Origin of the sequence: Paenibacillus macerans, assembly GCF_900454495.1 — a bacterium.
Classification (GTDB): Bacteria; Bacillota; Bacilli; order Paenibacillales; family Paenibacillaceae; genus Fontibacillus; species Fontibacillus macerans.
Genome location: NZ_UGSI01000001.1, coordinates 5106383 through 5132032, shown reverse-complemented (window position 1 = coordinate 5132032; position 25650 = coordinate 5106383). Strand labels below are relative to the sequence as shown.

At 55.7% G+C, this 25650-nt stretch carries 22 protein-coding genes; 19 read left to right on the top strand and 3 right to left on the bottom strand.

Annotated elements, in window-relative coordinates:
• Positions 1-1043 precede the first annotated feature (1043 nt).
• From yabN to DYE26_RS22845, 3 genes are all read left to right on the top strand, one after another.
• Positions 1044-2540, top strand: coding sequence for a bifunctional methyltransferase/pyrophosphohydrolase YabN (yabN, locus tag DYE26_RS22855; protein WP_036618114.1), 1497 nt, complete (start codon positions 1044-1046; stop codon positions 2538-2540).
• Between the two features lie 184 nt (positions 2541-2724).
• Positions 2725-2997 carry an HU family DNA-binding protein gene (locus tag DYE26_RS22850; protein ID WP_036618112.1) on the top strand — a complete coding sequence of 91 codons (273 nt, stop codon included), beginning with the start codon at positions 2725-2727 and terminating at the stop codon, positions 2995-2997.
• Complete coding sequence (locus tag DYE26_RS22845) at positions 2997-3278, top strand: RNA-binding S4 domain-containing protein (protein WP_036618110.1); 282 nt, start codon at positions 2997-2999, stop codon at positions 3276-3278. Before DYE26_RS22850 ends, DYE26_RS22845 begins: the two co-directional genes overlap by 1 nt.
• A 496-nt stretch (positions 3279-3774) precedes the next feature.
• Here DYE26_RS22845 and hydF read toward each other — a convergent pair whose 3' ends face one another.
• Both hydF and DYE26_RS22835 read right to left on the bottom strand, forming a co-directional pair.
• On the bottom strand, positions 3775-5028 hold the full coding sequence (gene hydF / locus DYE26_RS22840) for a [FeFe] hydrogenase H-cluster maturation GTPase HydF (protein ID WP_036618108.1): 1254 nt from the start codon (positions 5026-5028) through the stop codon (positions 3775-3777).
• Positions 5025-6476: an aspartate ammonia-lyase gene (locus DYE26_RS22835; RefSeq protein WP_082207600.1), complete on the bottom strand. Its 1452-nt coding sequence runs from the start codon at positions 6474-6476 to the stop codon at positions 5025-5027. Before DYE26_RS22835 ends, hydF begins: the two co-directional genes overlap by 4 nt.
• Before the next feature lie 182 nt (positions 6477-6658).
• Between DYE26_RS22835 and yabP the strand changes: the two genes are divergently transcribed.
• From yabP to DYE26_RS22815, 4 genes are all read left to right on the top strand, one after another.
• Entirely contained in the window at positions 6659-6940 is a 282-nt protein-coding gene (gene yabP / locus DYE26_RS22830; RefSeq protein WP_036618106.1) for a sporulation protein YabP, read from the top strand.
• A complete protein-coding gene (gene yabQ, locus DYE26_RS22825; RefSeq protein WP_036618104.1) occupies positions 6937-7524 on the top strand; it encodes a spore cortex biosynthesis protein YabQ in 588 nt (195 codons plus the stop codon). Before yabP ends, yabQ begins: the two co-directional genes overlap by 4 nt.
• 21 nt (positions 7525-7545) lie before the next feature.
• On the top strand, positions 7546-7905 hold the full coding sequence (locus tag DYE26_RS22820) for an FtsB family cell division protein (protein WP_051985144.1): 360 nt from the start codon (positions 7546-7548) through the stop codon (positions 7903-7905).
• A 117-nt stretch (positions 7906-8022) separates the two neighbouring features.
• The gene (locus tag DYE26_RS22815; RefSeq protein WP_036618103.1) at positions 8023-8499 is read left to right on the top strand and encodes a S1 domain-containing RNA-binding protein; all 477 of its coding nucleotides are present in this window, start codon (positions 8023-8025) and stop codon (positions 8497-8499) included.
• A gap of 171 nt (positions 8500-8670) precedes the next feature.
• Here DYE26_RS22815 and DYE26_RS33610 read toward each other — a convergent pair whose 3' ends face one another.
• Positions 8671-8826 (bottom strand): hypothetical protein, encoded by a 156-nt coding sequence (locus DYE26_RS33610; RefSeq protein WP_155621562.1) that lies wholly within the window; start codon positions 8824-8826, stop codon positions 8671-8673.
• Positions 8827-8890: 64 nt separating this feature from the next.
• Between DYE26_RS33610 and spoIIE the strand changes: the two genes are divergently transcribed.
• The 12 genes from spoIIE to ftsH all read left to right on the top strand — a co-directional run bounded on the left by spoIIE (position 8891) and on the right by ftsH (position 25608).
• Complete coding sequence (gene spoIIE, locus DYE26_RS22810) at positions 8891-11398, top strand: stage II sporulation protein E (protein WP_082207599.1); 2508 nt, start codon at positions 8891-8893, stop codon at positions 11396-11398.
• A 118-nt stretch (positions 11399-11516) separates the two neighbouring features.
• Positions 11517-12437, top strand: a complete 921-nt coding sequence (locus DYE26_RS22805) for an ArsR/SmtB family transcription factor (protein ID WP_227872974.1) — start codon at positions 11517-11519, stop codon at positions 12435-12437.
• 759 nt (positions 12438-13196) lie between these two features.
• Positions 13197-14978: an ABC transporter substrate-binding protein gene (locus DYE26_RS22800; RefSeq protein WP_036627196.1), complete on the top strand. Its 1782-nt coding sequence runs from the start codon at positions 13197-13199 to the stop codon at positions 14976-14978.
• A 5-nt stretch (positions 14979-14983) separates the two neighbouring features.
• Positions 14984-15940 (top strand): ABC transporter permease, encoded by a 957-nt coding sequence (locus tag DYE26_RS22795; RefSeq protein WP_036618100.1) that lies wholly within the window; start codon positions 14984-14986, stop codon positions 15938-15940.
• A 15-nt stretch (positions 15941-15955) separates the two neighbouring features.
• Positions 15956-16891, top strand: a complete 936-nt coding sequence (gene opp4C, locus DYE26_RS22790; RefSeq protein ID WP_036618098.1) for an oligopeptide ABC transporter permease — start codon at positions 15956-15958, stop codon at positions 16889-16891.
• A gap of 11 nt (positions 16892-16902) precedes the next feature.
• Positions 16903-17883: an ABC transporter ATP-binding protein gene (locus DYE26_RS22785; RefSeq protein WP_036618096.1), complete on the top strand. Its 981-nt coding sequence runs from the start codon at positions 16903-16905 to the stop codon at positions 17881-17883.
• A complete protein-coding gene (locus DYE26_RS22780; protein WP_036618094.1) occupies positions 17876-18841 on the top strand; it encodes an ABC transporter ATP-binding protein in 966 nt (321 codons plus the stop codon). The genes DYE26_RS22785 and DYE26_RS22780 overlap by 8 nt, the downstream gene beginning before the upstream one ends.
• A gap of 806 nt (positions 18842-19647) precedes the next feature.
• Positions 19648-20391, top strand: coding sequence for a vWA domain-containing protein (locus DYE26_RS22775; protein ID WP_036618092.1), 744 nt, complete (start codon positions 19648-19650; stop codon positions 20389-20391).
• On the top strand, positions 20363-21316 hold the full coding sequence (locus DYE26_RS22770; RefSeq protein WP_051985143.1) for a serine/threonine protein kinase: 954 nt from the start codon (positions 20363-20365) through the stop codon (positions 21314-21316). The genes DYE26_RS22775 and DYE26_RS22770 overlap by 29 nt, the downstream gene beginning before the upstream one ends.
• Before the next feature lie 17 nt (positions 21317-21333).
• Positions 21334-22761 carry a tRNA lysidine(34) synthetase TilS gene (tilS, locus tag DYE26_RS22765; RefSeq protein WP_036618090.1) on the top strand — a complete coding sequence of 476 codons (1428 nt, stop codon included), beginning with the start codon at positions 21334-21336 and terminating at the stop codon, positions 22759-22761.
• Positions 22762-22837: 76 nt separating this feature from the next.
• Complete coding sequence (gene hpt, locus DYE26_RS22760; protein WP_036618088.1) at positions 22838-23377, top strand: hypoxanthine phosphoribosyltransferase; 540 nt, start codon at positions 22838-22840, stop codon at positions 23375-23377.
• A gap of 101 nt (positions 23378-23478) precedes the next feature.
• Positions 23479-25608 (top strand): ATP-dependent zinc metalloprotease FtsH, encoded by a 2130-nt coding sequence (gene ftsH, locus DYE26_RS22755; protein WP_036618087.1) that lies wholly within the window; start codon positions 23479-23481, stop codon positions 25606-25608.
• The last annotated feature ends 42 nt before the right edge of the window (positions 25609-25650 follow it).

The following is a 25650-nucleotide window of genomic DNA, read 5'->3' as shown; positions in this document are numbered from 1 at the left end:
GCCGCGGCGGTGCCGCCCGCCAGAGGCCTAACCGAGGCCTAACCGCGATCATTGCCTCAGGCCATGGTGGCAGCCGTCCAGACCACTGAAGCACGAGCTCCCTGGCCCCCAGGCTTTAACGGACACCAGAGCTCCTAAGCGCCCAATTTTCCGCCTGATTCCGCTCTAACGGACAGGTGAGACGTTAATTAGTCCAAATGGCTGCCAAAACAGCTAATTTTCCCACTAACGTTGCATTAAATCCGGCAAGATACATTTTCTCGCCACCACGTTCTAACGGTTGCCACAGCCGCTATTTGCTCCAATAACGCCGTTTTCATATTCTAACGGTTGCCATAGCGCTTATTTAGCTAAAACCCGGCGATTTGGGCTCAGATTTGAGCAGATAACCGCGCTCACAACCGTTAAAATTTAGAAAGGGTCTTTTTTGGCAAAATAGCGACTAATACAACCGTTAGATTTCTGGCGTGATCCCAAATGGAATAGCGGGCAAGGTGTACCGGAGATTTTGTGCAGGCGTTATGCAACGCCAGCGGAATTTTCCGGCAATAGCGTCTCTTGTGTCCGTTAGCTGGGGAATGATGCGAAAATTGCTTCTAGAGGCAATTCAAAAAAGTCATCTTTTGACCATTAAGCGGGTCACGAAGCAGGTTACGAAGCAAATTCGACGTGGAGTCTTGAATTCAGCCGGGTGGGGCGGATGCTTCCGAAGCATGTTTCCTACGGAAACATTTCAGTTGCTCACATACCTTCCAAGAGCCTATCCTTCTGGAGCCGTTTTCTCCAAAAGCGATTAGCTCCGCTACTTCGTCCCTAACTTCATCCGACCTAAAGCGTTATGAAGAAACGCACATCGTAAGCATAAGCTTCGGTGCTGAAAACTTGACTTTTTGAACACGTATTTTTAGCGTCTTCTCAGTCCGTTAGAGTGCAGCGTTGTCCGCATCGCGGTTTGGCTTGCCCTGCCCGATTTCATATTTTGCTCCGGCAGTGGTATATTAGGTACATGCAGAAACGGACTGAAGCAGAGGGAGGAAGAGAGCATGAGCGCTCGCATTACGGTCGTCGGGCTCGGGTCGGGCGATCCCGACAAGCTGACCTTGGGAAGCCTGAAAAGCCTTCAGGGGGCGGGGGAGCGGTACGTGCGGACGAAAGACCATCCGGTCGTGGCCTGGCTGGAGGAGACGGGGGTCTCGTTCGTTTCGTTCGACGACGTGTACGAAGCGAAGGAGGATTTTCCTTCCGTCTATGAGGAAATTGCCGCACGGCTGCTTAAGCGGGCCGAATACGGCCCGGCAGGCATGGAAATCGTTTATGCCGTGCCCGGCCATCCGATGGTTGCCGAGGCGACGGTCAAGCTGCTGCGGGAGCACTGCCCGCAATCCGGAATCGAGCTGGAGATTGTTGGAGGCGAGAGTTTCCTGGATGAAGCGTTTGTCCGCCTCGGGTTCGACCCGATCGAGGGGTTTGCGCTGCTTGACGCAACCGCCGTTAATGGGGAACGGATCGACCCCCGCCGGCATACGCTGATCGGCCAGGTGTACGACCAGCTTACCGCGTCGGAGGTGAAGCTCGGGCTGATGGAGGTATTCCCCGACGATTATCCCGTCGTTGTCGGACATGCCCTCGGCGTCGCCGGGCAGGAGCAGATCCGGCGTATCCCGCTGTATGAGCTGGACCGCATCGATGGGTACGGCAATCTGTCGCTCGTCTACGTGCCGGCCAGTGAAGACGAGGCCTTGCGCATCCGCAGCTTCGAGCGCCTGCACGAAATCGTGACGATTCTGCGCAGCCCCGGCGGATGCCCGTGGGACCGCGAGCAAACGCATCAGTCGATCCGCAAAAATCTCATCGAAGAAACGTACGAGGTGCTCGAAACGATCGATGACGACGATCCCGACCATATGCGCGAGGAACTGGGCGATCTGCTGCTGCAAATCATGCTCCATTCCCAAATGGAAGAAGAGCTCGGCACCTTTACGGTATACGACGTCATCCGCGAACTGAACGAAAAGCTGCTCTACCGCCATCCTCACGTATTCGGCAATTTGAGCGCGGAGGACGCCGAAGCGGCGCTGAACAACTGGGAAGCGATGAAAGCCGAAGAAAAACGGCGCAAAGGCATCAAGCCCGAGCAGCAATCGGCCCTTAGCGGGGTGCCGCGCGATTTGCCGGCTTTGATGAAGGCTTACAAGCTGCAAAAAAAAGCAGCCAAAGCGGGCTTCGATTGGGAGCAAATCGACGGGGTATGGGACAAGCTGGAGGAAGAGATCGCCGAACTCAAGCAAGCGGTGCAGGACAAGCTTGATCCGGAAGCGCAGGAGCTTGAGCTGGGGGACGTGCTGTTCTCGGTCGTTAACGCGGCCCGCTATATCGGCGCCGATCCCGAGCAGGCCCTGTCGCGGACGATCGCCAAATTCACCCGGCGGTTTCATTTTGTGGAGGAACGGCTGAGAGCCCAGGGGAAAACGCCGGGCGATAGCTCCTTGTCGGAAATGGATGTACTATGGGAGGAAGCTAAGTCGAAAGAACGGGAATAATGGGATAAAAGGCCTAAAATTCGGTTTTTTCGCGAAAAAATTAAAAAAAAGTTACGGTCCGGGCAGGATTTTAAACGTAAAGCAAGAATACTGTTACAAAGATATCGTAATGGCTTTAAATCAGGCTTTTTGCCTGTAGTGCCAAGGTATCACCTATCTTTTTATTTATTGGGAGGCATTATTAATGAACAAAACAGATCTGATCAACAACATTTCCAGCAAAAGCGGTTTGACGAAAAAAGACGTTGAAGCCGTATTGAACGGTTTTCTCGGCGAAATCACGGATGCTCTTGCTGGCGGAGACAAAGTACAATTGATCGGCTTCGGCACGTTCGAAACCCGCAAACGTTCCGGCCGTACCGGCCGCAACCCGCAAACGGGCAAAACGATTGAAATTCCGGCATCCAATGTTCCGGCATTCAAAGCGGGCAACAAACTTAAAGAAGCTGTAAAATAATGCGTCTTGATAAATTCCTGAAGGTATCACGGTTAATTAAGCGGCGCACGGTTGCAAAAGATGTCTCCGAGCAAGGCAGAGTTCTCATCAACGGACGCGAATCCAAGCCGAGCAGTACGGTGAAGGTGGGCGACGAAATCACGGTACAGTTCGGCCAAAAGCTGGTGACCGTCCGCGTTGAGCGCCTGGCAGAAACGACCCGCAAGGATGAAGCTGCGACCTTGTATACCTTGATTAAGGAAGAGCCGATCGCGAAGGGTAACGGTCTGGATTGGACCTGATTCGCGGCAGGCCACGAGCATGTCCCGTTTAGGCGGGGCATGTTTTTTTTGCATTCTTGCTACCGTTTTTGTCGAGCTCAGGGGGGAATAGCGGTAAAAGGATTACCCGGAAAAACTACCCGGAAATCTAACGGTTGTAACAGCGGCTATTTTTCGAAAAAGGTCCTATTCTAAATTTTAACGGTTGTGAGCGCCGTTATTTGCCTGAATCTAAGCAAACTAAGCCGGATTTCAGTGAAATAAGCGCCATGGCAACCGTTACAATTTGAAATCAACGTTCCTGGAACAAATAGCGCTAGTGGCAACCGTTAGAATATTGGTGTGGCTAGAAAATGTATCTTGTCAGATCAGAATTGATGCAGCGCTAATGGTGGGGGAAGGAAAATCCCGGAATACACCCAAAATTATTGCTACTTCGGCAGCGGAGGGGTACGCCTAATGTCCATCCCTTCCCGCACACCACGCGCTAACACGTGCCTAAAGTATAGGTTCGCGCCTACAAAACCGCCGACTCCTCCCAAGCCATCATGACGGAGGGGAACAGCTCGATCGCGCGCGGGAACACGCCGTGGATGTACGCGATCAGTACACCGTAGTTGACGATCGGCACGCCGGCGGCTTTAGCCTCGTCGAGGCGATGCAGCATATCGCGGCGGTTCAGCATGCAGGCGCCGCAGTGAACGATCAGCGCATAGCGGGTCAGGTCCGGCGGGTAACTGTGGCCGGAGAATTGCTCGATATGCAGCTGTTTCCCCGTCATCTGGCGCAGCCAGCGCGGGATTTTGACGGAGCCGATGTCGTCGGACTGCCGATGGTGGGTGCAGGCTTCCGCGATCAGCACGTGATCGCCGTCGCGCAGGTTTTCGATGGCCCGGGCGCCTTTGACCAGCTCGCCCAGATCGCCTTTGTGGCGAGCGAACAAAATGGAAAACGAGGTCAGCGGCACTTCTTTCGGAGTATCGGCGGCCACTTTGAGAAAAACCTGCGAGTCGGTAATGACCATCCGCGGGTTCCCCTTCAATCGCTCCAACGTTGCCCGCAGCTCATGTTCCTTGGTGACGACGGCGCTGGCGTCGCTCTCCAAAATATCGCGGATCGTCTGCTGCTGCGGCAAAATCAGCCGGCCTTTGGGGGCGGCCTTGTCGATCGGCACGACCAGCACAACGACATCGCCGGGGGAGAGCAGATCGCCGACGATCCGGAAACGGTCGTCATCGTGGGGGAGCGCGCCCGTGATCGCTTTTGTAAGCTCGGCCACGCCCGTCCCCGCCGCGGCGCTGAACGGCAGGCAATCCAATCCTAGCCGCGCCTTCACCCGAGCCCGCGCCGTATCGACCTCATCGATGGTGTCGATTTTATTGAGCACCCCGACCACGGGGATGTTTTTCTCCTTTAACTCGGCGAGCAGGCCCGGATAAAAGGCATCGGCTCCCGTAAGCAAGGCCTCCGCCGCGTCGATCACCAGCAAAGCGAGATCGGTGCGCTCCATCAGTTCCCGCGTTTTCTGCCGGCGCAGTCCGCCGAGCAGACCCTCGTCATCAAGCCCGGCGGTATCGATCAATACGACCGGTCCCAGCGGGAGCAGTTCCATCGCTTTATACACCGGATCGGTCGTCGTTCCCCGAACCGGGGACACCACGGAAATATCCTGCCCGGTCAAGGCGTTAACCAAGCTGGATTTCCCGGCATTCGTCCGTCCCAACACCGTAATATGCGTCCGCTCTCCGCGCGGCGTAGCGTTTAAGCTCATCTCGTGTTCCTCCCTGATTTGCCGGGAATGCCCGGCTTGGTTACTTCAAGCGGGTTCAGGATCCGGGCCGCCTGTTCGGCGGTCAGCAGCCCGCGCTCCAGGGCGGCCTGCTCCACGGTTTGGCCTTCCCGGGCGGCCGCACCCGCGATTTCGGCGGCAAGCTCGTACCCCAAATGGGGGACAAGCGCCGTCGCCAACACGGTGGAGCGCTGCAAATGCGCGCGGCACACCGCCTCGTTCACGGCGATCCCGCGCACGCAGCGCCGCTCGAACAGCTCCACGGCCCGCTGCAGAATCTCCAGCGAGTCCAGCAGGGAATCGGCGATCAGCGGGCCAAACGCGTTGAGTTCGAGCTGGCCCCCGGCGGCGGCCATGGTGATCGCCGCATCGTTCGCGATGACGCGCATGGCGGTCAGCCCGGCCATCTCGGCCATGACCGGGTTGACCTTGCCCGGCATAATCGAGGAGCCGGCCTGCACGGCAGGCAGCGTGTATTCGCCGATGCCGCCGGCCGGTCCGGACGCCAAGAGGCGCAAATCGCCGGCGATTTTGAGCAGGGTGACGGCCGCCGCCTTCAGCAGGCCGGACACCTCGACGAAGATGTCCCAATTTTGCGTCGGATCCATCGGATATTCGCTTTGGGCGAGACCCAGCCCCGTCAAATCCCGCAGCATCTCTACCACCTGGCAGCTGTATGCCCGCGGGGCCCCAAGCCCCGTCCCGATGGCGGTGCCGCCGAGCGGAATTTCGCGCAGCCGCTCCTCCGCTTTGTATAACCGCCACCGGTCGCGCGCAGCCGCTTTGGCATAGGCGCCGAACCCTTGCCCGGCCATCATCGGCAGGGCGTCCATCAGCTGCGTGCGGCCCAGCTTCAGCGTGTCCGCGAATTCCTGCTCCTTCTCCTGCAGCGCTTCCTGCAAAGATGCGTAAGCTTCGCTGAGCGGGCGCAGCAGCCGGATCGCGGCGATGCGCAGCGCGGTCGGGTACACATCGTTGGTCGACTGGCAGCAGTTGACGTGATTCAGCGGATGAACCAGCCCGTAGTCGCCTTTTTGCCCGCCAAGCCGTTCGATGGCCAGGTTGGCCACGACCTCGTTGACATTCATGTTGGTGGAGGTGCCCGCCCCGCCCTGCAGCGCGTCAACCGTAAACTGGTCCTGCAGCTCGCCTGCGTTGATTTCGTCGCACGCCCAAAGAATCGCTTCCGCCACTTCCGCCGGAATCAGTCCCAGCTTGCCGTTCACGGCGGCCGCCGCTTTTTTCACCAGCACGAGCGCCGCGATCAGGCGGCGGTTGACCGGCCTTCCGCTAACCGGAAAATTGTCCATGGCCCGCGCCGTATGAATCCCGTAATAAACGTCGGCGGGAATTGTCATTTTGCCTAGGGAATCGGATTCCCGGCGGTTTTTTTCGCCATGTCCGGCCCCGTTTTTGCTACCTTGCTCCATCAGGATTCGCCTCCAAAAGCCGCTTGCGTTTCTTCCGTAATTATCGTAAAAAAACACGCTGCCAAATCCTGTAAAGAAAGTCACTTAACCAGAATGAAAATCACGCGAAGTCTTGCAAGTTATCCGGTTCTAAAGCCGACAATTCGTCCATAAGCTATTGGTAAGAAGGAGGGGTACATGCCATGGTCGAACAATTGAAAGGAAAACACCAGGAGCTGCATTTAATGAATCGCAAGCTGCTGGAAATTTCGGGAGTCCTCAATGTGGAGAGCTTCGACAATGAGGAGTTTCTGCTTCAGACCGAATTAGGGCATTTGGCAATCCGCGGACAAAATTTACATATTAAAAACCTGAACCTCGAGCAAGGGCTTGTCAGCATTGAAGGCCTGGTTAACACCTTGTCGTATTTGGAGCAGGGTTCACATCCGTCCGGTAAGGGATTGCTCGGCAAACTGTTCCGATGAATCTGGAAACGCAGTGGATGACCCTTCTATGGATGTTCGCCTCCGGGGGGATTATGGGGATCGTCTTTGACAGCTATCGCGTCGTCTCGGGACAATTCCGTTTTCCCCGCTGGAGTGTCCATGCCCTTGACCTGGTATATTGGGCGGCAGCCGCCTTGTTTGTATTTCGCGTGTTATACCATAGCAATCATGGGGAACTAAGGTTCTATGTTTTTCTCGGGTTGTTTCTAGGTATTTGGATTTATTTTTTGCTTCTTAGTGTTCTAACGGAACGATTTGTGTTAATGTTAATATGGATAACTAACCAAATTTACCGGTTTATCGTAAGGATTATCCAGCTTTTCATCATTGCTCCGTTCCGCTGGTTGTTCAAAGGAGCCAAGCTTCTGCTCGGTTTTGTCTGGATCGTGCTGCTGTTTCTCGGGCGGATCACGCTGCTGCCGCTATGGAAGCTAATTTCGTGGGTCTTTAGGCCTATATGGAAGCGGCTGCGGATTCCGGAAGGGCTAAGCAAATTTAAGAGTTGGCTGGATATCTGGAAGAATCGTATTGTGCGTTTGTTACGCTGGTTCATCAAAGAGTGATGCTTTAAGGAGGTGTCCCTGATGCGTGCGGTTACGACAAATCCAAAGATGTCAAAAAATCCTCGGAATTCTCAAAAGCCCGGAAGCGTCGGGGCGCGTCGGCGGCTCCGGTTATGGCTCGGTTTTATGATCGTATTCCTTGGCTGGGCGGCGTATACGTATATTTCCCAATCCGAAGAGATCGGCGAGAAGTCGCAGCAGCTTGCCAAGACGCAGGCCTCCGGGAAGCAGACCGAAGAAAGCTTGAACCAGCTTAAATATGAAGTGAACCGTCTGCAAGATCCCGAATATATCGGACAAATTGCCATGAAGAAATACGGGCTGTATAAGCCCGGGGAAATTCCGGTCCGGGTATCGGAATCCGAAGCCGGAAATGACTGATCCCATGCGGGATATACGTCTGTTGACCTTGTTTCAGTCATTCGGTATAATCAAATCACCGCAGTCATGAATTTCGAGGCCTGGCTGTATATTTTTAAGGGAGGATCATTTTATTTTATGGCAATTGAAGTGGGCACCAAGTTAGAGGGAAAAGTGACAGGCATCACGCATTTCGGAGCATTTGTGGATCTGTCAGGAGGTGTCACGGGTCTCGTTCACATCTCGGAGATCGCCGACAATTACGTTAAAGACGTTAACGATCATCTGAAGATTGGCGACACGGTTACCGTGAAGGTAATCAATGTCGATAAGGACGGTAAGATCGGACTTTCCATCAAACAGGCTGTTGACAAACCGGTAGAGGCTAGACCGCCTCGCGCACCGAGAACAGATCGGCCAAGCGGAAGAGACGGAGACCGTCCGGGCGGCGGATTCAACCGGGACCGTGGAGGACGCTCTTTCAAGCCCCCAGCCAACAAATCTTCCTTCGAAGACAAAGTATCTCGTTTCCTTAAGGACAGCGAGGAGCGGATTTCTTCGCTCAAGAAGAACACGGAAGGCAAACGCGGCGGACGCGGTGCCAAACGAATGTAATCCCTAAAGTGACCGAAAACTTCAAACCCACCGCAGGTGATAAGCTCGCCTGCGGTTTTTTGTGCGCTTTTTTGCGGTAAAATATGGCAATTCTGTGGCTTTTGCTGGAGTAAAGGATGTTTTGTCGGCTCTTCGCTTTTCCCGACAGGTTCTTACGCAATTTTACGATGATCACGCTCCTATGGCGGCGGGGGCATGGCAAAGTCCATGCGAACATAGGAACGCTTCGGGGCAATCGCCGTCATGGCGGGCCTGCATTCGCGCCGTTTCGTAAACCCCTCTCAATTTGTCGGAAATTTCTTTGGGCGTTCCTCCGGTATCTGACAAACTTTCCGCTCCCGTGCTCCTATAATGGGACATACCTTACAAATTTGGAAAAGGCGGTGCCGGGATGTTGAACAAGTGGAATGTCACTCTGTTTCCAGGATTGAAAAAGGGAAAGGCATGGAATAAAGAGGCGTTGTGGAACGAAATTTTAAACCTGCCGGTTTTGGGGCGGGCCGCGCGTTTTTTTGCGGCGAGCAAATGGAACGGGCTGCTGATCCTGATGAGTTTCCTGCTTGGGCGGGCGACGATATTGGACGAGCTTGCACCGTTTGCGGTAGCTTTTTTTGCCGTCATGGTATTTATGCGGCGGGACATCGCTATGGTTACGGCGGCGGTGATGGTGGCGGGCGCCATGTTTACGCCGGGCGCGCAGGCGCATGCCGCCCAAATTGCGGTGGAGCTGCTGATCTTCTATTTGCTGCAAAAAGGGCTGGAAGCGTTTGAGCGGGCTGACATTTCCTATGCGCCGATCATGGTGTTTACAAGCACGTTTTTCGTTGGACTGTTCGGCGCGGTCATCGGGCCGTCGCTCACATGGTACGCGCTGACGATGACCGTGATGGACGCGCTGCTCAGCTTTGTGCTCACCCTGGTGTTTATCCAGGCGGTCCCCATCTTTACGTACCGTAAAAAACAATATCACCTGCGGGGTGAGGAAATTTTGTGTCTTGTCATCTTGCTCGCCTCGGTCATGACTGGTACGGTCGGCTGGGAAATTTCCGGGTTGTCCGCCGAGCATGTGCTGTCCCGCTACCTGATTCTGCTGTTTGCTTTCGTGGGCGGCGCTCCGCTGGGCGCGTCGGTCGGCGTCATAACCGGGCTGATTTTAAGCTTGGCCGACACGTCGGCGCTTTATCAAATGAGCTTATTGGCCTTTTCCGGCATGCTCGCCGGCATGATGCGGGAAGGGCGAAAATGGGCCGTCGGCTTCGGCATGCTGCTCGGGTCCTCGATTCTTTCCATTTACATCGCCGGGCCTGCGGACGTGATGTCCTCGACTTGGGAGAGCTGCGCTGCGGTGCTGCTGTTCCTTCTGACTCCGAAAAAAACGGTCAATGTGATCGCCAAATATGTTCCCGGCACGCAAGAGCATGTGAAAACGCAGCATGAATATGCCAAGCGGGTGCGCGACATTACGGCCGAGCGAGTGGCGCAGTTCTCCCAAGTCTTTAAGCAGCTTTCCCGGAGCTTTGGCCAAGTTTCCAGTTCGGGCGAAATCGTAAGGCGCGGCGAGGAAATCGACCATTTCATGAACGCCGTGACGGAAGGGGCCTGCGCCACCTGTTTCCGCCGCGGTACGTGCTGGGACGGCAAATTTTATCAGACTTATAAATTGATGACGGAGATGATGACGGCGATCGAAGAGAAGCCGGACATTTCTCCGGACGAGCTGCCTCCGAAGTGGGGCAAGCTGTGCGTCAAAACCGACCAGGTGCTGGACGTGATGAAGCGGGAATATGAACTCTACCAACATGATATGCACTGGAAACAGCAAATATACGACAGCCGGCAGCTGGTGGCCGAGCAATTGTCCGGGGTGTCCCAGGTAATGGAGGATCTGGCCCGGGAAATCAAGCGCGAAGGACAAGCCATGTACCGGCAAGAGGAACAAATCCGCGAGGCTTTGGAAAAAATGGGCTTGTCGATCCACAACATCGATATCGTCAATTTGGATCACGGCAATGTGGAAATTGAAATCGTCCATGCTTACACGCGCGGGTTTGATGAATGCCGGAAAATCATCGCCCCGCTGCTGTCGGATATTTTGGGTGAGCATATCGCGGTGATGAACGAGACGATGCACGGAGGAAAAGAAGGCCTTGCGACCGTTACGTTCGGGTCGGCCAAAGCGTTTGAAATTACGACCGGGGTCGCCGGCACCGCCAAAGGGGGCGATTTGCTGTCCGGCGACAGCTTCAGCGCCAAGGAGCTGGGCAACGGCACTTACGCGGTGGCCATCAGCGACGGCATGGGCAACGGGGAGCGGGCGCGCTTGGAAAGCAGCACGGCGCTCAGCATTCTCGAGCAGCTGCTGCAGTCGGGCATGGAGGAGACGCTGGCGATCAAATCGGTCAACTCGGTTCTGATGCTGCGTTCGCCGGATGAGGTGTACGCTACGGTCGACATGGCGCTGATCGATCAATATACGGCGCGCACAACCTTTATGAAGATCGGATCTTCCCCAAGCTTTATCAAACGCGGAAAGGAGGTGATCCCGGTTTCGGCGAGCAACCTGCCGATCGGGATTATCCAGGACATCGAGGTCGATCTGGTGACGGTGCAACTGTATCCCGGCGATACGCTGATCATGATGACCGACGGCATTTACGATGCGCCGGGCCCGGCCGTGAACAAAGAGCTGTGGATCAAGCGGCTGATCCAGGAAATCAACGCCGACGATCCGCAGGAGATCGCCGATTGCCTGCTCGAATCGGTCATCCGTTATCAGAAAAACGTCATTCACGATGATATGACCGTCGCCGTGGCCACCGTCGATCACTTGCGGCCGCAGTGGTCAACGCTGCATATCCCCGGGATCAGCCGGCTGGAAAGGCCGCGTACGGTCAGTTAGAAGAGGGCTTGAGGTGAGAACCTCAGGTTCTTTTTTTGCGTGAAAGGTTGTTTTTCTGGTTTGATGTTTTGCCCGAAATTGGGGGGAAGCACGCTATAATGGAGAAAGAAAGGGGCGTGTGGAATTGGATTACCGCGTGGACGTAACATTTGAACCCCGGTACGAGCTATTGAGCAGCCTGCATACGATCATTTGCCGTAAATCGCATAAAAAAATCGACCTTGCCCCGGCCTGGGTCAAGGAAACCTTACAGTGTCTGACGCCCGGGTTCGCCGCCATGCTGAAGGAGATGGAAGTGGACGGCGATTGGAAATTCACTTACCTGCTAACCTGTTTGTGTCCGGCCGGACTGGCGCCGGAAGCCTTCCTCGCTTGGCTGGAGGCCAAGACGCCGGGCGATTTATATGAGCTGACCGCCGGATACACCCAGCAGTTCCCCAAGGATATGGGGCTTTACCGCTCGCGGACGCTCGAGGTGTTGTCCATGTGGAACGAGCAGTATTTCCGCCGGCTGGATCCGGCGGTGCCGGGCGCGCTGCGGGCGGAAGCCGGACGGCGAAAGGAAGAGTTGGCCGCCGCCGAACCGTTGGCGTTTGTCGAGCGGACGACGAACGGGCTGGCGTTCGCGCCGAAGGAGGGGCTGGAGCGGTTGGTGCTGGTGCCGCAGTATCATTTTCAGCCGATGAATGTTATTTATCACTTTGGCAAGGTAACGCTTTGCCATTATGCGGCGCGAATCCACTTCGGCGACGAGACGGATTTTCCGCCGCAAGAATACCGCATGATCCGGGCGCTCGGCGAGCAGAGCCGACTGAAAATCCTGCGTTACTTGAGCGAGGGCCCGCGGACGTTTACCGAAATCGTCCGCCATTTGCAATTATCGAAGGGCATTACGCACGATCACGTGTCCAAGCTGCGCAGCGGCGGCTTCATCCGGGCCCATTTCGAGGGAGAGACGGTCACCGAATACAGCCTGCGTGCGGAGATGTTGGACGTAATGCACCGGAAGCTGGTCGATTATATTAAGCCGCAAGGTTAATCTCGGGTGATCTCGAATGATCTCGTATGATCAAGCTATCCGGAACATTTATTACGCTAACGGTTGTCATCGCGCTTATTTAGGCGAAACCGCCCCATTACTGCCGGGAAAACGGAAAATAGGCTCGCTGGCAACCGTTACATTTGGAATCCGTTCGTCTTTACCCCAATAGCGTCGATCACAACCGTTAGATTTATTCGATGGACCGCCGCTTTCAAAATAGCGGCACTTTATGTACTTATTATCCGGTGCTCAGCATGTTCATCCCCATTAGAGGCATTTTTAGTACTTATTTTCTCAAGAATGGTCCGGAACGCGGGTATTTCCTGGTTACCCTAAGAATATAACGACATAAATTGCCTCTATTTCTCTCAAATGGACGGATATCACCGAAATAGCGACGTTTTTTGTCCTTATGTTTTTCGCAGTCAGGAAGGAGTCTCTTAGGCTGCCTGGGATTAGCAGGTTTTCGCGGCGTGATCCCTAAAAAGGCCTCTAATGTTCCCAAAGAAGAAGGCCCGGCTCTTGCGTGCAGGCTGATTATGGTCAAACATCACCATGATCGGCCTGTTTTTTTTGTTATGCAGTCATAATTCAAAATTCTCCGAATAAAGAAAAATAAACAAGTTCTCTATTTACAGAACAAAATGTCATTCGTATAATGATAAAGGCATATAGTTGAGTTATCTTATCGGAATTTAAGAGTATCATAAGCCACGATCATTTTACAGGCAAATGGGAGGGAGAAGGATGAACAAGATGAAGAGAACAAGATTAACCGTACTGATGATGTTTTTGCTGACCGGCGCCCTGGTATTGTCGGCCTGCACCGGCAATAACGGGGACAGCACCGCTCAGGAAGGCGGTCCGGTGACGGCGGCCGCCGGGAACGGTCAAAGCACAGCCGCAGCCGGGAACGGCCAAAACGCGGCCGCCGCCAATGACGGCGATGCTGCGCCGGCGGTCGCGCTGCAGTTCACTCCGGCCGGCGATCTGTCCAAATTACCGGCAGTGGCCAAGCAGCGAACCGACACGATCATCGTCGGCCTGACCGATCCGAGCGGGGCGTTTACGCCTTATTTTCACCAAAGCGGCTATGACGGCAATGTGTCGTCGCTGTTGTTTACGCCGCTCGTAACAGTGGACGACAAAGGGCTGCCGGCTCCAGGGCTGGCCGAAAGCTGGGACGTTTCCGCAGACCAGCTTACATATACGTTCCATCTGCGCAAGGATTTGAAGTTCAGCGACGGGTCGCCGCTGACGGCGGATGACGTGGCTTTTACCTGGACGCTGCTTCACGATAAAGCTTACGACGGAGACTCGCAAATTCCGGCGCTCCGTATTGAAGGCGGCGAAGCTTACAAAGCAGACAAAGCCGGGAGCATCTCCGGCATCACCGTCATAGATCCGCTGACCGTCTCGGCCAAGCTGGAGCAGCCGAATGCCACGGCGCTGGTGCTCCTGGGCGGCGACGTGCTGTCCAAAGCCTACTACGGCAAGGATTACAAATTCGGCCAGCTCGACTACATCAAGAAGCTGCACGAGAAACCGCTCGGCAACGGACCTTACGTGCTGGAGAAATTTATTCCGGGGCAAGAGGTTCGCTATGCAGCCAACGAACATTATTATGCCGGCAAGCCCAAAACGGAGCGGTTTATCTATAAAACATCCGAGGGCGACACCTGGCAGTATCTGGAGACCGGAGAAGTGGACTACGCTTCCTTCAGCGCTACAACGGAAAACATCGACAAGCTGAAAAGTTTGGGTTTCGTCAACATTTTGCCGTACACGCCAAGCACTTACGGTTACCTCCAGCTTAACCTCGAGCATGAACCGCTGAAGGACAAAAAGGTTCGGCAGGCGCTAACGTACGGACTCGACCGCCAAAGCATCTATGTCGACGCGAACCAGGGCGCCGGGCAAGTCGCCAACATTCCGGCTTCGCCGATTTCCTGGGCTTACACGGAGGAAGGCATCAACGATTACGCTTATAACGCGGACAAAGCCAACAAACTGCTGGATGAAGCGGGCTGGACCAAGGGCCAGGACGGCATTCGCGAAAAGAACGGCAAGAAGCTGACGATCCATTTCCTCGGCTCCAAAAATGCCCAGACTGACATTTTTATCGCGGTTGCCGCGGAGAATTTCGCCGCCATCGGCGTCGACTTTCAGCCGGAGGTGTTCGCCGATTTCAACGCGCTTGTCTCCAAAGTGGAAGGCGGAGACTACGATATCGCCTCCTTCTCCACGCCGATGCTGACGGACCCGTCTGAAGGGGTGGTGCAATTCGTGGACGGGGAAATCAAAGGCTATGATAACCCGAAAGTGAAAGAGCTGTACGACAAGGCGCTGGCCACCAGCGACATCGAACAGCGCAAAACGGTGTACAAAGAGCTGTTCCAACTGCTCAACGACGAACTGCCGATAATTTTCACTTCCTACAAAAAGACCGTGTACGCCTATAATGGCCGTATTCAAAATCTGTCCGTCAGTCCGTTTACCGGCCTGTCCTCCAGTCTGCCGAACTGGACGCTGCAATAAGAGCAATGAACGCATATATCGCCAAACGATTGATTTACATGGCGGCGATCCTGCTCGCCGCCTCGCTGCTGATCTTCTGCTTGTACGCGCTGACGCCCGGCGACTTCATCAGCGGCAACATCAAGCTGTCGCCGGAGCGGAAGGCCGAGCTGCGGGAAATTTACGGCTTGAACAGGCCGGTGCTGGAGCGGTACGCCATATGGATGAAAAACGCCTTCCACGGCGACTTCGGCTACTCGCTGGCCCAACAAAAACCGGTGCTGGCGCTGTTCAACGACTACATTTGGAATTCGTTCCTGCTGGCGGCGGTGTCAACGTTCTTGACCTGGTTCATCGCGGTGGTCGTCGGCGTCGTCTCGGCCTACAAACAGTATTCCTGGTTTGATACCTTGGTGCTGGTGCTGATTTTTGCCGCGATGTCGCTGCCGTCGTTTTTCATCGGTCTGTTTCTGATCAAGATCCTCGCCGTTGACTTCAAATGGCTGCCGCCGGGCGGGATGATTACGACGGGCAGCAATGCCACCGGACTGGTTTATGTCAAGGAAGTGATCCATCATATGACACTGCCGGTGATCGTTATGACCGTTTTGGGCGTCGGTTCGCTGACGCGTTATTTCCGTACCAACATGATCGACGTGATCAAGCAGGATTACATCCGCACGGCCCGCGCCAAAGGACTGAAAGAGAGCAAGGTGCTGTACCGCCACGCCCTGCGCAACGCGCTGCTGCCGGCGATCACGCTGGTCGGCTTCGAACTGCCCGCCCTGTTCGGCGGTTCGCTGATTATCGAGAAGATTTTCAACTGGCCGGGCATCGGGCAGCTGTATATGTCCTCTTTTTCGCTTCGGGATTATCCGCTGCTGATGGGCTTTACGATGCTGATCGCGATTTTGACCGTCCTCGGAACGCTGCTGTCAGATATGCTGTACCGCGCCGCCGATCCGCGCGTCCGATTGCATTAGGGGGTGCCGGTGAAAATGACCTTATTCCAAGAAAAAATATCGCACCCGGGCCAAGCGGCCGTGTCTGCTTCCGCGTTCAAGAAGCCGTCGCTGTGGCGGCAGTCGCTGCGCCGGCTGCTTCGCAATAAACTGGCCGTGTCCGGTTTCATCGTCGTCGCCTTCATGTTTATCGCCTGTTTCTTAGGGCCGCTGTTTTCGCCGTACGCCGACAACAAAATCAACATGGCGCTCATGAACAGGCCGCCGAGCTGGCAGCATTGGCTGGGCACCGACAAGCTGGGCCGGGACGTGCTCGTCCGGGTGCTGCAGGCGGGCCGCATTTCGCTGACCGTCGGGTTGGCCTCGATGGTGGTGTCCGTGTTCCTCGGCACGCTGCTCGGAGCCATCGCCGGGTATTACCGCGGCGTCGTCGACCAAATCATCATGCGGCTGGCCGATCTGCTGCTGACGATCCCCGGCCTGCCGCTGCTGTTCATCTCCGGGGCGCTGCTGTCGGAATGGAAGGTGCCGACCGAATACCGCATGTACATCGTCATGCTGATGCTCAGCCTGGTCAACTGGCCGGGGCTGGCGCGGATGATCCGCGGACAGATGCTCAGCCTGCGGGAGCGGGAGTTCATGCAGGCGGCGGTGGTGCTGGGGCTGCGCGACCGGCGCAAGCTGATCCACCACCTGCTGCCGAATCTCATGCCGCTAATCATCGTCATGGCGACGCTGAACATCGGCGGATCGATTTTAAGCGAATCGGTGCTGAGCTTCTTCGGGCTTGGCGTCATGCCGCCAACGCCCACCTGGGGCAATATGATCGACGCCGCCAACAATATGATCGACTTCCAGCAGCATCCCTGGCTGTGGATTCCGCCGGGGTTGTCGATTTTCGCCACCGTCATCGCCATCAATCTGTTCGGCGACGGCCTGCGCGATGTGCTGGACCCCAAATTGAACAGGTAGGTGAACGACAGATGCCGGCTTTGCTGGAGATAGAGCGTTTGAGCGCGCATTTTACGACGGAAGAAGGAAGGATCAAGGCGGTTAACGAGGTGAGCCTGCGGATATTGCCGGGGGAAACCGTCTGCATCGTCGGCGAGTCCGGCTGCGGCAAAAGCGTGACGGCGATGTCGGTCATGGGGCTGCTGCAAGGTGCCGGCGTCGAAATCGGCGGGAGGATTAAATTCGGGGAGACCGATTTGCTGTCCCTCGATAAGCATCATTTGCGAACGATCCGGGGTCATGAGATCGCAATGATCTTCCAGGAGCCGATGTCTTCGCTCAATCCGGTCCTGACGATCGGGGAGCAGATGATCGAGCCGATGGTCCTGCACTTGAAGCTGCCCAAGAAGGTGGCCCGCCGCCGCGCCGTGGAGCTAATCGAGCAGGTTGGCATATCCCGGCCAGAGCAGATCATGAACAATTATCCGCATGAGCTGAGCGGCGGGATGCTGCAGCGGGTCATGATCGCCATGGCGATCTCCTGCGGGCCGAGGCTGCTTATCGCCGATGAGCCGACGACGGCGCTCGACGTGACGATCCAGGCCCAGATCCTCGACATGCTGCGGCGGATTAAGGAAGAATCGAACATGGCGATCCTGCTGATCACCCACGATTTGGGCGTTGTGGCGGAAATGGCCGACTACGTCGTCGTCATGTACGCCGGAAAAATCGTCGAGGAAGGCGAGGTGACCCGGCTGTTCGCGTCGCCCAAGCATCCGTACACGCAAGGGCTGCTGAAGTCCAAGCCGTTTTTGGGACAGCGCCGGGATGAATTGTTCTCGATCCCGGGGCAGGTGCCCAACCTGCTGGAGCTGACGCCATCGTGTTATTTTCACGACCGCTGCGCCGATTGCATGGATGTTTGCCGGACGAAGGAACCGGCGCTAGGGCGGGTCGGAGACGGGCAGAAAGCCGCTTGCTGGCTGTATGAGGAGGGGGAGCGTCATGGCTGAGCCGCTGCTGGAGGTGCGGCATTTGAAAAAGTATTTTCCGGTGAAAACGGGGCTGCTGCAGCGGACGACCGGACAGATCAAGGCGGTGGACGACATCAGCATCACGATCCGGACCGGGGAAACGTTTGGCCTGGTCGGGGAATCGGGCAGCGGCAAAAGCACGGTCGGCCGCAGCATCGTCCGCCTGACGGAGAAAACGGACGGCGAGATCCTGTTCAAAGGCACCGACCTGTACGCCCTGCCTGACGCCGAACTGCGCCGGCTGCGTCCGAAGCTGCAGATGATTTTCCAGGATCCGTACGGCTCGCTGAATCCGCGTATCCGGGTGGGGGACGCGATCGGAGAGGCGCTGCTTGACCACGGGCTGCTCCCCAAGGCGGAAATCCGCGACCGCGTGCTCGAGGTGCTTGCTTCATGCGGCTTGTCCTCCTATCATATCGACCGCTATCCCCACGAATTCTCGGGCGGGCAGCGCCAGCGGATCGGGATCGCCCGGGCGCTGATCCTGAATCCCGAGCTGATGATCGCCGACGAGCCGGTTTCCGCGCTGGACGTGTCGATCCAGGCGCAGATCATCAATCTGTTCCGCAAACTGCAGGAGACCCGGGGCCTTACGTATCTGTTCATTTCCCACGATTTGAGCGTGGTCGAGCATCTCTGCACACAGGTCGGCGTGATGTACCTAGGCGGCCTGGTCGAAACGGCCTCGCGGGACGAATTGTTCCGCCATCCGCTGCACCCTTACACCAAAGCGCTGCTGTCCGCGGTGCCGCTGCCGATCCCGAGGACAAAGCGGGAGCGGATCATCTTGAAAGGGGATATACCGAGCCCGGCCAATCCGCCTTCCGGCTGCAAATTCCATCCGCGCTGCCCGTTTGCCGCCGCCGAATGCAAGGAGCGGGCGCCGAAATTCCGCGACGCCGGCGGGGGACATTTTGTGGCTTGTCACCTGGTCTGATGAAGGGGAGCTTATTCCTCGATAAAGCTGTTATGTCTAAACCAGAACTTAGGGCCATCCGGCTTTGAGTTTATTTATACATTATAGAGTTTATTAAATCACAAGCGGGGAATATAGGGCCGTGCTCCGGTTAGGGAAGAGAGGAGAAGAGAAATCTGGAGACTAAAGGACCCTTAGAAACCTTATCTGCGGAAAAACGGAGGTTTTGAAAATGTACGACACAGTGGACCTTATTTACACCGGCGTTGCATTAAATCTGACAAGCTGCATTTTCTAGCCACATAAATTTTCTAACGGATGCCACAAGCGCTATTTGTTCCAAAAACGTTGATTTCAAACTCTAACGGTTGCCATGGCGCTTATTCCGCTTAATCCCGCTATTTCTCCTTAGATTCAGGCAAATAACGATGCTTACAACCGTTAGAATTTAGAAAAGGCTTTTTTTCGGCAAATAGCCGCTGCTACAACCGTTAGATTTCGGATAGCTTTCAGGGGAAAGCTTTAGCAAAAGTTAATACAACGCTAGTGCCCTATTTACCTCAAATCGCCCTGGATGAACTGGTTTAGAGCGAAATCTATCTAATCGCTCTGACGTAGAAGTCGGAATCATAAAAAGACGCCGTCCGGCGTTTTTCTTTTTTTGTGAGATGCGGCCATCCCTGTCTCCTCCTTCCGGTTTATACTTCACCCTGTCTGGAAATGCTAGAAAGAGAGACTATCAATCTATATGAGTTGAACTGAACACACGGCTGCCCTGATCCGTACAATTAATAGTTCAACTTATAAAGTATGGAAGGCGGGATAGAATGAAACAGATTATGCTGATTACCGACGGATGTTCCAATGTGGGGGAAAGTCCGGTGATGGCGGCGGCGCTGGCTAAGCAGGAAGGGATCACCGTCAACGTTGTCGGGATTGTCGATTACGGGACGATCGGGGAGCTCGGCAGCGTGGAGATCGCCGAAATCGCCAAGGCCGGCGGGGGCATGAGCCGGATTGTCGGCACGGAAAATTTGGCGCAAACGATGCAGATGATGACGCGAAAAACGGTGGTGCAAACGATCCAGCAGGCGGTCAATAAGGAGATTCGTCAGATTCTTGGCGATCAGACGGTGGGCGATTTGCCGCCGGAGACGCGCTCGCAAGTCGTCGAGGTGATCGACGAGCTCAGCGAGAGCAGCCCGCTGCAGGTCGCTTTGCTGATCGACGCCAGCGCCAGCATGAAGCCGAAGCTGCGCGCGGTGGAAGAGGCGATTCGCGATATGATGCTCAGCCTGGGCGCCAGAAAAGGGGAAAGCCGGCTGGCGGTGTTTCATTTTCCCGGAGCCCACAGCGGGGAAGATGTCGTTCTTGACGTGGATTGGACCGGCGATTTGGGGACGGCGCGGTCGATTTTCCAGCGTCTCGTCATGCGGGGGGCGACGCCAACCGGTCCGGCCATCTTGAAGGTGATGGATTTCATGCGATATGGTACACTGGATGGACATGGAAAGTCTTGGCGCGAGGAGACGGATGGAAGCGATGGCATTCTCGGAGACTACGTCGTTTAAACTGAATCTGCCGCAAGGGACGCGCATCAGCGGCCGTTGGAAGGGCGGCCGTTATGTGGTCCAGCGTTTGCTGGGCAAAGGGGCGAATGGGGTCGTGTACCTGGTGAAGCAGGAGAAAAACGCGAAACTGTACGCCCTTAAGCTTGGTTTTGACACACTGGACATCCAATCGGAAATCAATGTGCTGAAAGCGCTGCAGCGCCAGCGGTGGCGGAGAGGGGCCGCAGAGCGTGATCTCGCTTATCTGGTCGAGGTGGACGACTTCACCTACCGGGGCAGGGAGATTCCGTTCTACGTGATGCGGTATGTGCAGGGGGAACCGCTTAGCGCTTTTCTGGCCCGCCGGGGAGGCCGGTGGCTGGACGTCGCCGGTTACAATTTGCTGCAGCAGCTAAGGCGGCTGCATGGGTCCGGTTGGGTGTTTGGCGATCTGAAACCGGAAAACGTCCTCGTCGCCGCCTACGGCGAGGTGGAACTGATCGATTACGGCGGTGTGACCGCCATCGGCCATAGCGTCAAGCAGTTTACCGAGTGGTATGACCGCGGTTTTTGGGATGCGGGGAGCCGGTCGGCGGATCCCGGATACGACCTGTTTTCATTTGCCGTCGTATGCATCCACCTGCTGGCCGAACGGCCGCTCAAAAAAGCGGCTATCCAGCTGCCGCAAACACGCAGCCGCCAAGATCTGCTGGCTATCATCAACAGTACGCCGCAGCTCGTCCCTTATCGCGGTTGGCTGCAAAAGGCGATCAACGGGGAGTTTGCGGATACACAGGAGGCGTGCCGGCAATGGAAAGAGCTGGTTTCGGCAAATTTCAGCCCCAAGCGAAAGGCGAGGCCGTCCACACCGCGCTGGATTCTGGGCGCGTTTGCCGTGTCGTTGACTTTGCTGGCCTGTGCGCTATATTTAACGCTGCGGTTTTGATGGGAGAAGGGGTTCAAATGAAAGAACGAACGTTGCATCGCCTGGTGGAGTTGGTCCGGCGCACCGGGCGGCAGGAAGAGCTGTGGTCCCGCGGGGACCGGATCGTCGTGGCCGTGTCCGGGGGAGCGGATTCGACGGTTCTTTTACATATAATGAGGAAAATTGCCGCGGACGAGGGGCTGGAGTTGATTTGCGCCCACTTGAACCACGGCCTCCGCGGGGGCGAAGCGGACCGCGATGCGGACTTCGTCCGGGAGCTGGCGCAGCGGCTCGCTATTCCGTTTGAGCTGGGCTATGCCGATGTGCTTTCTTATAAGAAGGAATCGGGTAAAGGCCTGGAACTGGCGGCGCGGGAAAAAAGATACGAGTTCCTGCATCGCGTCGCCGAGCGGTACGGCGCGGCCTCGATTGCTTTGGGCCACCATGCCGACGATCAGGCGGAAACGGTCCTCATGCGTTTGCTGCGGGGGAGCGGTCTTTCGGGGCTGGCGGGGATGCGATTTAAGCGCCGGGAAAAAAATGTGGAACTCATCCGCCCGCTGCTGCGTATATACAAGACGGATTTGCTCCGGGCCTGCGAGGAATCCGGCATCCCATATATGACCGATAGCAGCAACCTGTCTACGGAATACACGCGGAATTCGCTGCGGCTGGATGTGTTGCCTTTTTTGGGGCAATATAATGATCAGTTGGCGGTATCGCTGAACCGGCTGGCCGAGGTGGCCTCGGCGGAGGATGATTTTTTGGCCATGGAGACGTCCAAGGCATATGCCGAAATCGTCCGTGCGGAAAAAGGAGGGGCAACGTTCAAAATTGCGCCTTTTGCCTCTTTACATGTCGCTTTACAACGGAGGTTGATTAAACTAATATTAAATTATCTGCCTTTAAGCACGGAAGAAAGCGATTTTATCAAGATTGAAGCGGTTCGTATCGGGGCGGTTCAGGACCGGCCGACGACATGGAGCTTGGATCTTGGCGGCGGCTGGCAGGCCATGCGCGAGTACGGCACGATCCGTTTTGTCTCCGTTGCTGCGGAAAGTCAGATTCCTCACTATACATATTCAGTGGAGCAATTCCCTGCGGAAGTGACGATTCCGGGCGCGGGCCGGACCTTGCGGATCACGCGGCTGCCGGGCGGTACGGAAGCCGCTTTGGCAAAGGCAGCAAGCAACGATGAAGCCATATTTGATGCGGATAAGCTGGTCTGTCCGCTTACAGTGCGTTCCCGTCTCCCGGGAGACGCGATGAAAGTCATGGGACTAAACGGTAGCAAAAAGGTAAAAGATATTTTCATCGACGAGAAAATACCTCCATCCCTTCGCTCCCGCATCCCGGTGGTGACGGATGCCGACGGCCGGATATTATGGATTCCCGGCGTTCGCCGTTCCGCGCATGCCGCGGTGAGCCGGCACACGTCCGAGGCGCTGCATATGGTTTGGAATTAAATCGGCAAACCGGGCGGCTCCTTAAGGTTTAGCGAAAGACCGGCATTCATAGTATAACGTAGGAGGTTTACTTATTTTGCAGAACGATATTCAGGAAATACTAATTACCCGGGAACAGATCGAAGCCAAAGTCAAGGAGCTGGGAAAACAGCTTAGCGCAGAGTATGAGGGACGAAATCCCCTTGTGATTTGTATACTTAAAGGGGCCTTTATTTTCATGGCGGATCTGGTGAAAGAAATTACCGTGCCGATCGAACTCGATTTTATGGCGGTCTCCAGCTACGGCGCTTCGACCCGTTCTTCCGGTGAAGTGAAAATCATCAAGGATTTGGATAACTCCGTCGAAGGGCGGGATATCCTGATCGTGGAGGATATTATCGACAGCGGGCTGACGCTCAGTTATTTGATCGATGTGCTGGAACGGCGGAAAGTGAAGTCCGTGAAAATCGTCACGCTGTTTGACAAACCCGCGCGGCGCACGGTGAAATTGGAAGCCGATTTATCGGGATTTGTTCTGCCGGACGCTTTTGTTGTCGGATACGGTCTGGACTATGCCGAGAAATACCGCAACCTCCCATACATCGGAGTATTGAAGCCGGAAATTTACACCAGTTGATTTCGTCGTCCCGTTTCGGACGAAAGACCACCTCGCCTGATTTTTGAAATGGCGTGTGCGGCTATGGTAAAATAACTTAAGGTTCTGAGAGGAGGTAGGGGATGAGTCGGTTCATCCGGAATTCTGGTTTTTATTTGATACTTTTCTTAGTCGTGGTGGGCATCGTCCAATTCCTCAACGGCGGACAAGAAGCAACCGTCACCCCTAGTTACACGGAATTGCGCCAGCAGCTTAAAGATAACAACGTTGCTGAAATCACCGGTAAATTCGACGGTTACGCTTATCTGGTAACCGGTAAGTATAGAGATATCGTCGGAAACGAAAAGACGAAGAACTTCTCTCTCTATATTCCTTACGACACAAACGTCTTGAAGGAAATCACGGACTTGAGCGAGCAAAACGGCTTTGAGGTAACTTGGAAGAAGATGCCGGGCGAAAGCATCTGGGTCACCTTCCTGACCTCCATCGTGCCGCTTGCCATCATGTTCATTCTGTTCTTCTTCCTGTTCAACCAGGCGCAGGGCGGCGGCGGCAAAGTGATGAACTTTGGCAAGAGCCGGGCCCGTCTCTATAATGAAGAGAAGAAAAAGGTCACGTTCGAGGACGTGGCGGGGGCGGACGAAGAGAAGCAAGAGCTTGTCGAAGTCGTTGAGTTTTTGAAGGACCCGCGGAAATTTTCCGCCGTGGGCGCGCGGATTCCGAAAGGCGTATTGCTGGTAGGCCCTCCGGGTACCGGTAAAACCTTGTTGGCTCGCGCGGTAGCGGGCGAAGCCGGGGTTCCGTTCTTTAGCATTTCAGGTTCCGATTTCGTGGAAATGTTTGTTGGCGTCGGGGCGTCCCGCGTACGCGACTTGTTCGAGAACGCCAAGAAGAATTCCCCATGCATCATCTTTATCGACGAAATCGATGCGGTGGGCCGTCAGCGCGGCGCCGGTCTCGGCGGCGGGCATGACGAACGCGAGCAAACGTTGAACCAGTTGCTCGTCGAAATGGATGGTTTTGCCGGTAATGAAGGCATTATCATTATCGCGGCGACGAACCGCGCCGATATCCTTGACCCGGCGCTCTTGCGCCCGGGACGGTTTGACCGGCAGATTACCGTTGACCGCCCGGATGTGAAGGGCCGCGAAGCGGTGCTGCGGGTACATGCCAAGACGAAACCGCTGACGAAAGACGTCAAGCTGGATGTTATTGCGAAACGAACGACCGGATTTACCGGGGCCGATTTGGAGAACCTGCTGAACGAAGCGGCGCTCCTGGCGGCTCGGCGCAACCGGAAAGATATTTCCATGACGGAAGTGGACGAAGCGATCGACCGCGTTATCGTCGGTACGGAGAAGCGCAGCCGCGTGATCAGCGAGCGCGAGAAGCGGATCGTTGCTTACCACGAAGCAGGGCACACGATCGTCGGCTACTATTTGGAGCATGCCGACATGGTGCACAAGGTTACGATTGTTCCGCGCGGCCGCGCCGGCGGTTACGTGATTATGCTGCCGAAGGAAGACCGGATGCTCGTCACCAAAAACGAGTTGCTGGATAAAGTCACCGGTTTGCTTGGCGGACGCGTATCCGAGGAAATCTACATCGGCGAAATCGGCACTGGCGCTTACAGCGACTTCCAGCAAGCGACCAGCATCGTGCGCAGCATGATCGTCGAATACGGGATGAGCGAGAAGCTCGGCCCGATGCAGTTCGGTACTTCGCAAGGCCAGGTGTTCCTGGGCCGCGATATCGGGCACGAGCAGAACTACAGCGATCAGATCGCTTACGAAATCGATCAGGAAATGCAGCGTTTCATCAATGAATCGTATGACCGATGCAAAAAGCTGCTGATCGAACATGAACGCGAGGTTCGCCTCGTGGCCGAGACGCTGCTCGAAGTCGAAACGCTGGATTTCGAACAGATCAAGCGTTTGATCGAAACCGGCAGCATTGACGGCGACGGCAGTGCGGAAGGCGGCAGCGGTTCTTCGGAGCCTGGCGAGCCGACCGTCGATAACATCGGCGACGTTCGTGTCCGCATCCAAGGCAAAACCGAGGATCCGGCACCGTCCGGCCCGATCGGGGATATCCCGAACGATGTGCCTAGCGGTACGGCGAACGATCGCACCAACGATCCGGTGGCCGATGCGCCGCAAGGCACTGTCAGCGATACTCCGGGCAAATCGGATCAAGGCGAGGCCGACAAAGGCCCCGACAACAACAACGGCGGCAACACGCCGACCGTGTAAACTTAACATTACAATGCAGCCCCTGGGGAACGGAAGGTTTCC

Excerpts from the sequence above, each read along its gene's own strand:
- yabP (WP_036618106.1), top strand. The coding sequence starts at position 6,659 with ATGGTCGAACAATTGAAAGGAAAACACCAGGAGCTGCATTTAATGAAT.
- DYE26_RS22850 (WP_036618112.1), top strand. The coding sequence starts at position 2,725 with ATGAACAAAACAGATCTGATCAACAACATTTCCAGCAAAAGCGGTTTG.
- DYE26_RS22770 (WP_051985143.1), top strand. The coding sequence starts at position 20,363 with ATGGCATTCTCGGAGACTACGTCGTTTAAACTGAATCTGCCGCAAGGG.
- spoIIE (WP_082207599.1), top strand. The coding sequence starts at position 8,891 with ATGTTGAACAAGTGGAATGTCACTCTGTTTCCAGGATTGAAAAAGGGA.
- DYE26_RS22820 (WP_051985144.1), top strand. The coding sequence starts at position 7,546 with ATGCGTGCGGTTACGACAAATCCAAAGATGTCAAAAAATCCTCGGAAT.
- DYE26_RS22780 (WP_036618094.1), top strand. The coding sequence starts at position 17,876 with ATGGCTGAGCCGCTGCTGGAGGTGCGGCATTTGAAAAAGTATTTTCCG.
- DYE26_RS22800 (WP_036627196.1), top strand. The coding sequence starts at position 13,197 with ATGAAGAGAACAAGATTAACCGTACTGATGATGTTTTTGCTGACCGGC.
- hydF (WP_036618108.1), bottom strand. The coding sequence starts at position 5,028 with ATGAGCTTAAACGCTACGCCGCGCGGAGAGCGGACGCATATTACGGTG.
- yabQ (WP_036618104.1), top strand. The coding sequence starts at position 6,937 with ATGAATCTGGAAACGCAGTGGATGACCCTTCTATGGATGTTCGCCTCC.
- DYE26_RS22775 (WP_036618092.1), top strand. The coding sequence starts at position 19,648 with ATGAAACAGATTATGCTGATTACCGACGGATGTTCCAATGTGGGGGAA.
- DYE26_RS22845 (WP_036618110.1), top strand. The coding sequence starts at position 2,997 with ATGCGTCTTGATAAATTCCTGAAGGTATCACGGTTAATTAAGCGGCGC.
- tilS (WP_036618090.1), top strand. The coding sequence starts at position 21,334 with ATGAAAGAACGAACGTTGCATCGCCTGGTGGAGTTGGTCCGGCGCACC.
- DYE26_RS22785 (WP_036618096.1), top strand. The coding sequence starts at position 16,903 with ATGCCGGCTTTGCTGGAGATAGAGCGTTTGAGCGCGCATTTTACGACG.
- yabN (WP_036618114.1), top strand. The coding sequence starts at position 1,044 with ATGAGCGCTCGCATTACGGTCGTCGGGCTCGGGTCGGGCGATCCCGAC.
- DYE26_RS22835 (WP_082207600.1), bottom strand. The coding sequence starts at position 6,476 with ATGGAGCAAGGTAGCAAAAACGGGGCCGGACATGGCGAAAAAAACCGC.
- DYE26_RS22815 (WP_036618103.1), top strand. The coding sequence starts at position 8,023 with ATGGCAATTGAAGTGGGCACCAAGTTAGAGGGAAAAGTGACAGGCATC.
- ftsH (WP_036618087.1), top strand. The coding sequence starts at position 23,479 with ATGAGTCGGTTCATCCGGAATTCTGGTTTTTATTTGATACTTTTCTTA.
- opp4C (WP_036618098.1), top strand. The coding sequence starts at position 15,956 with ATGACCTTATTCCAAGAAAAAATATCGCACCCGGGCCAAGCGGCCGTG.
- DYE26_RS22795 (WP_036618100.1), top strand. The coding sequence starts at position 14,984 with ATGAACGCATATATCGCCAAACGATTGATTTACATGGCGGCGATCCTG.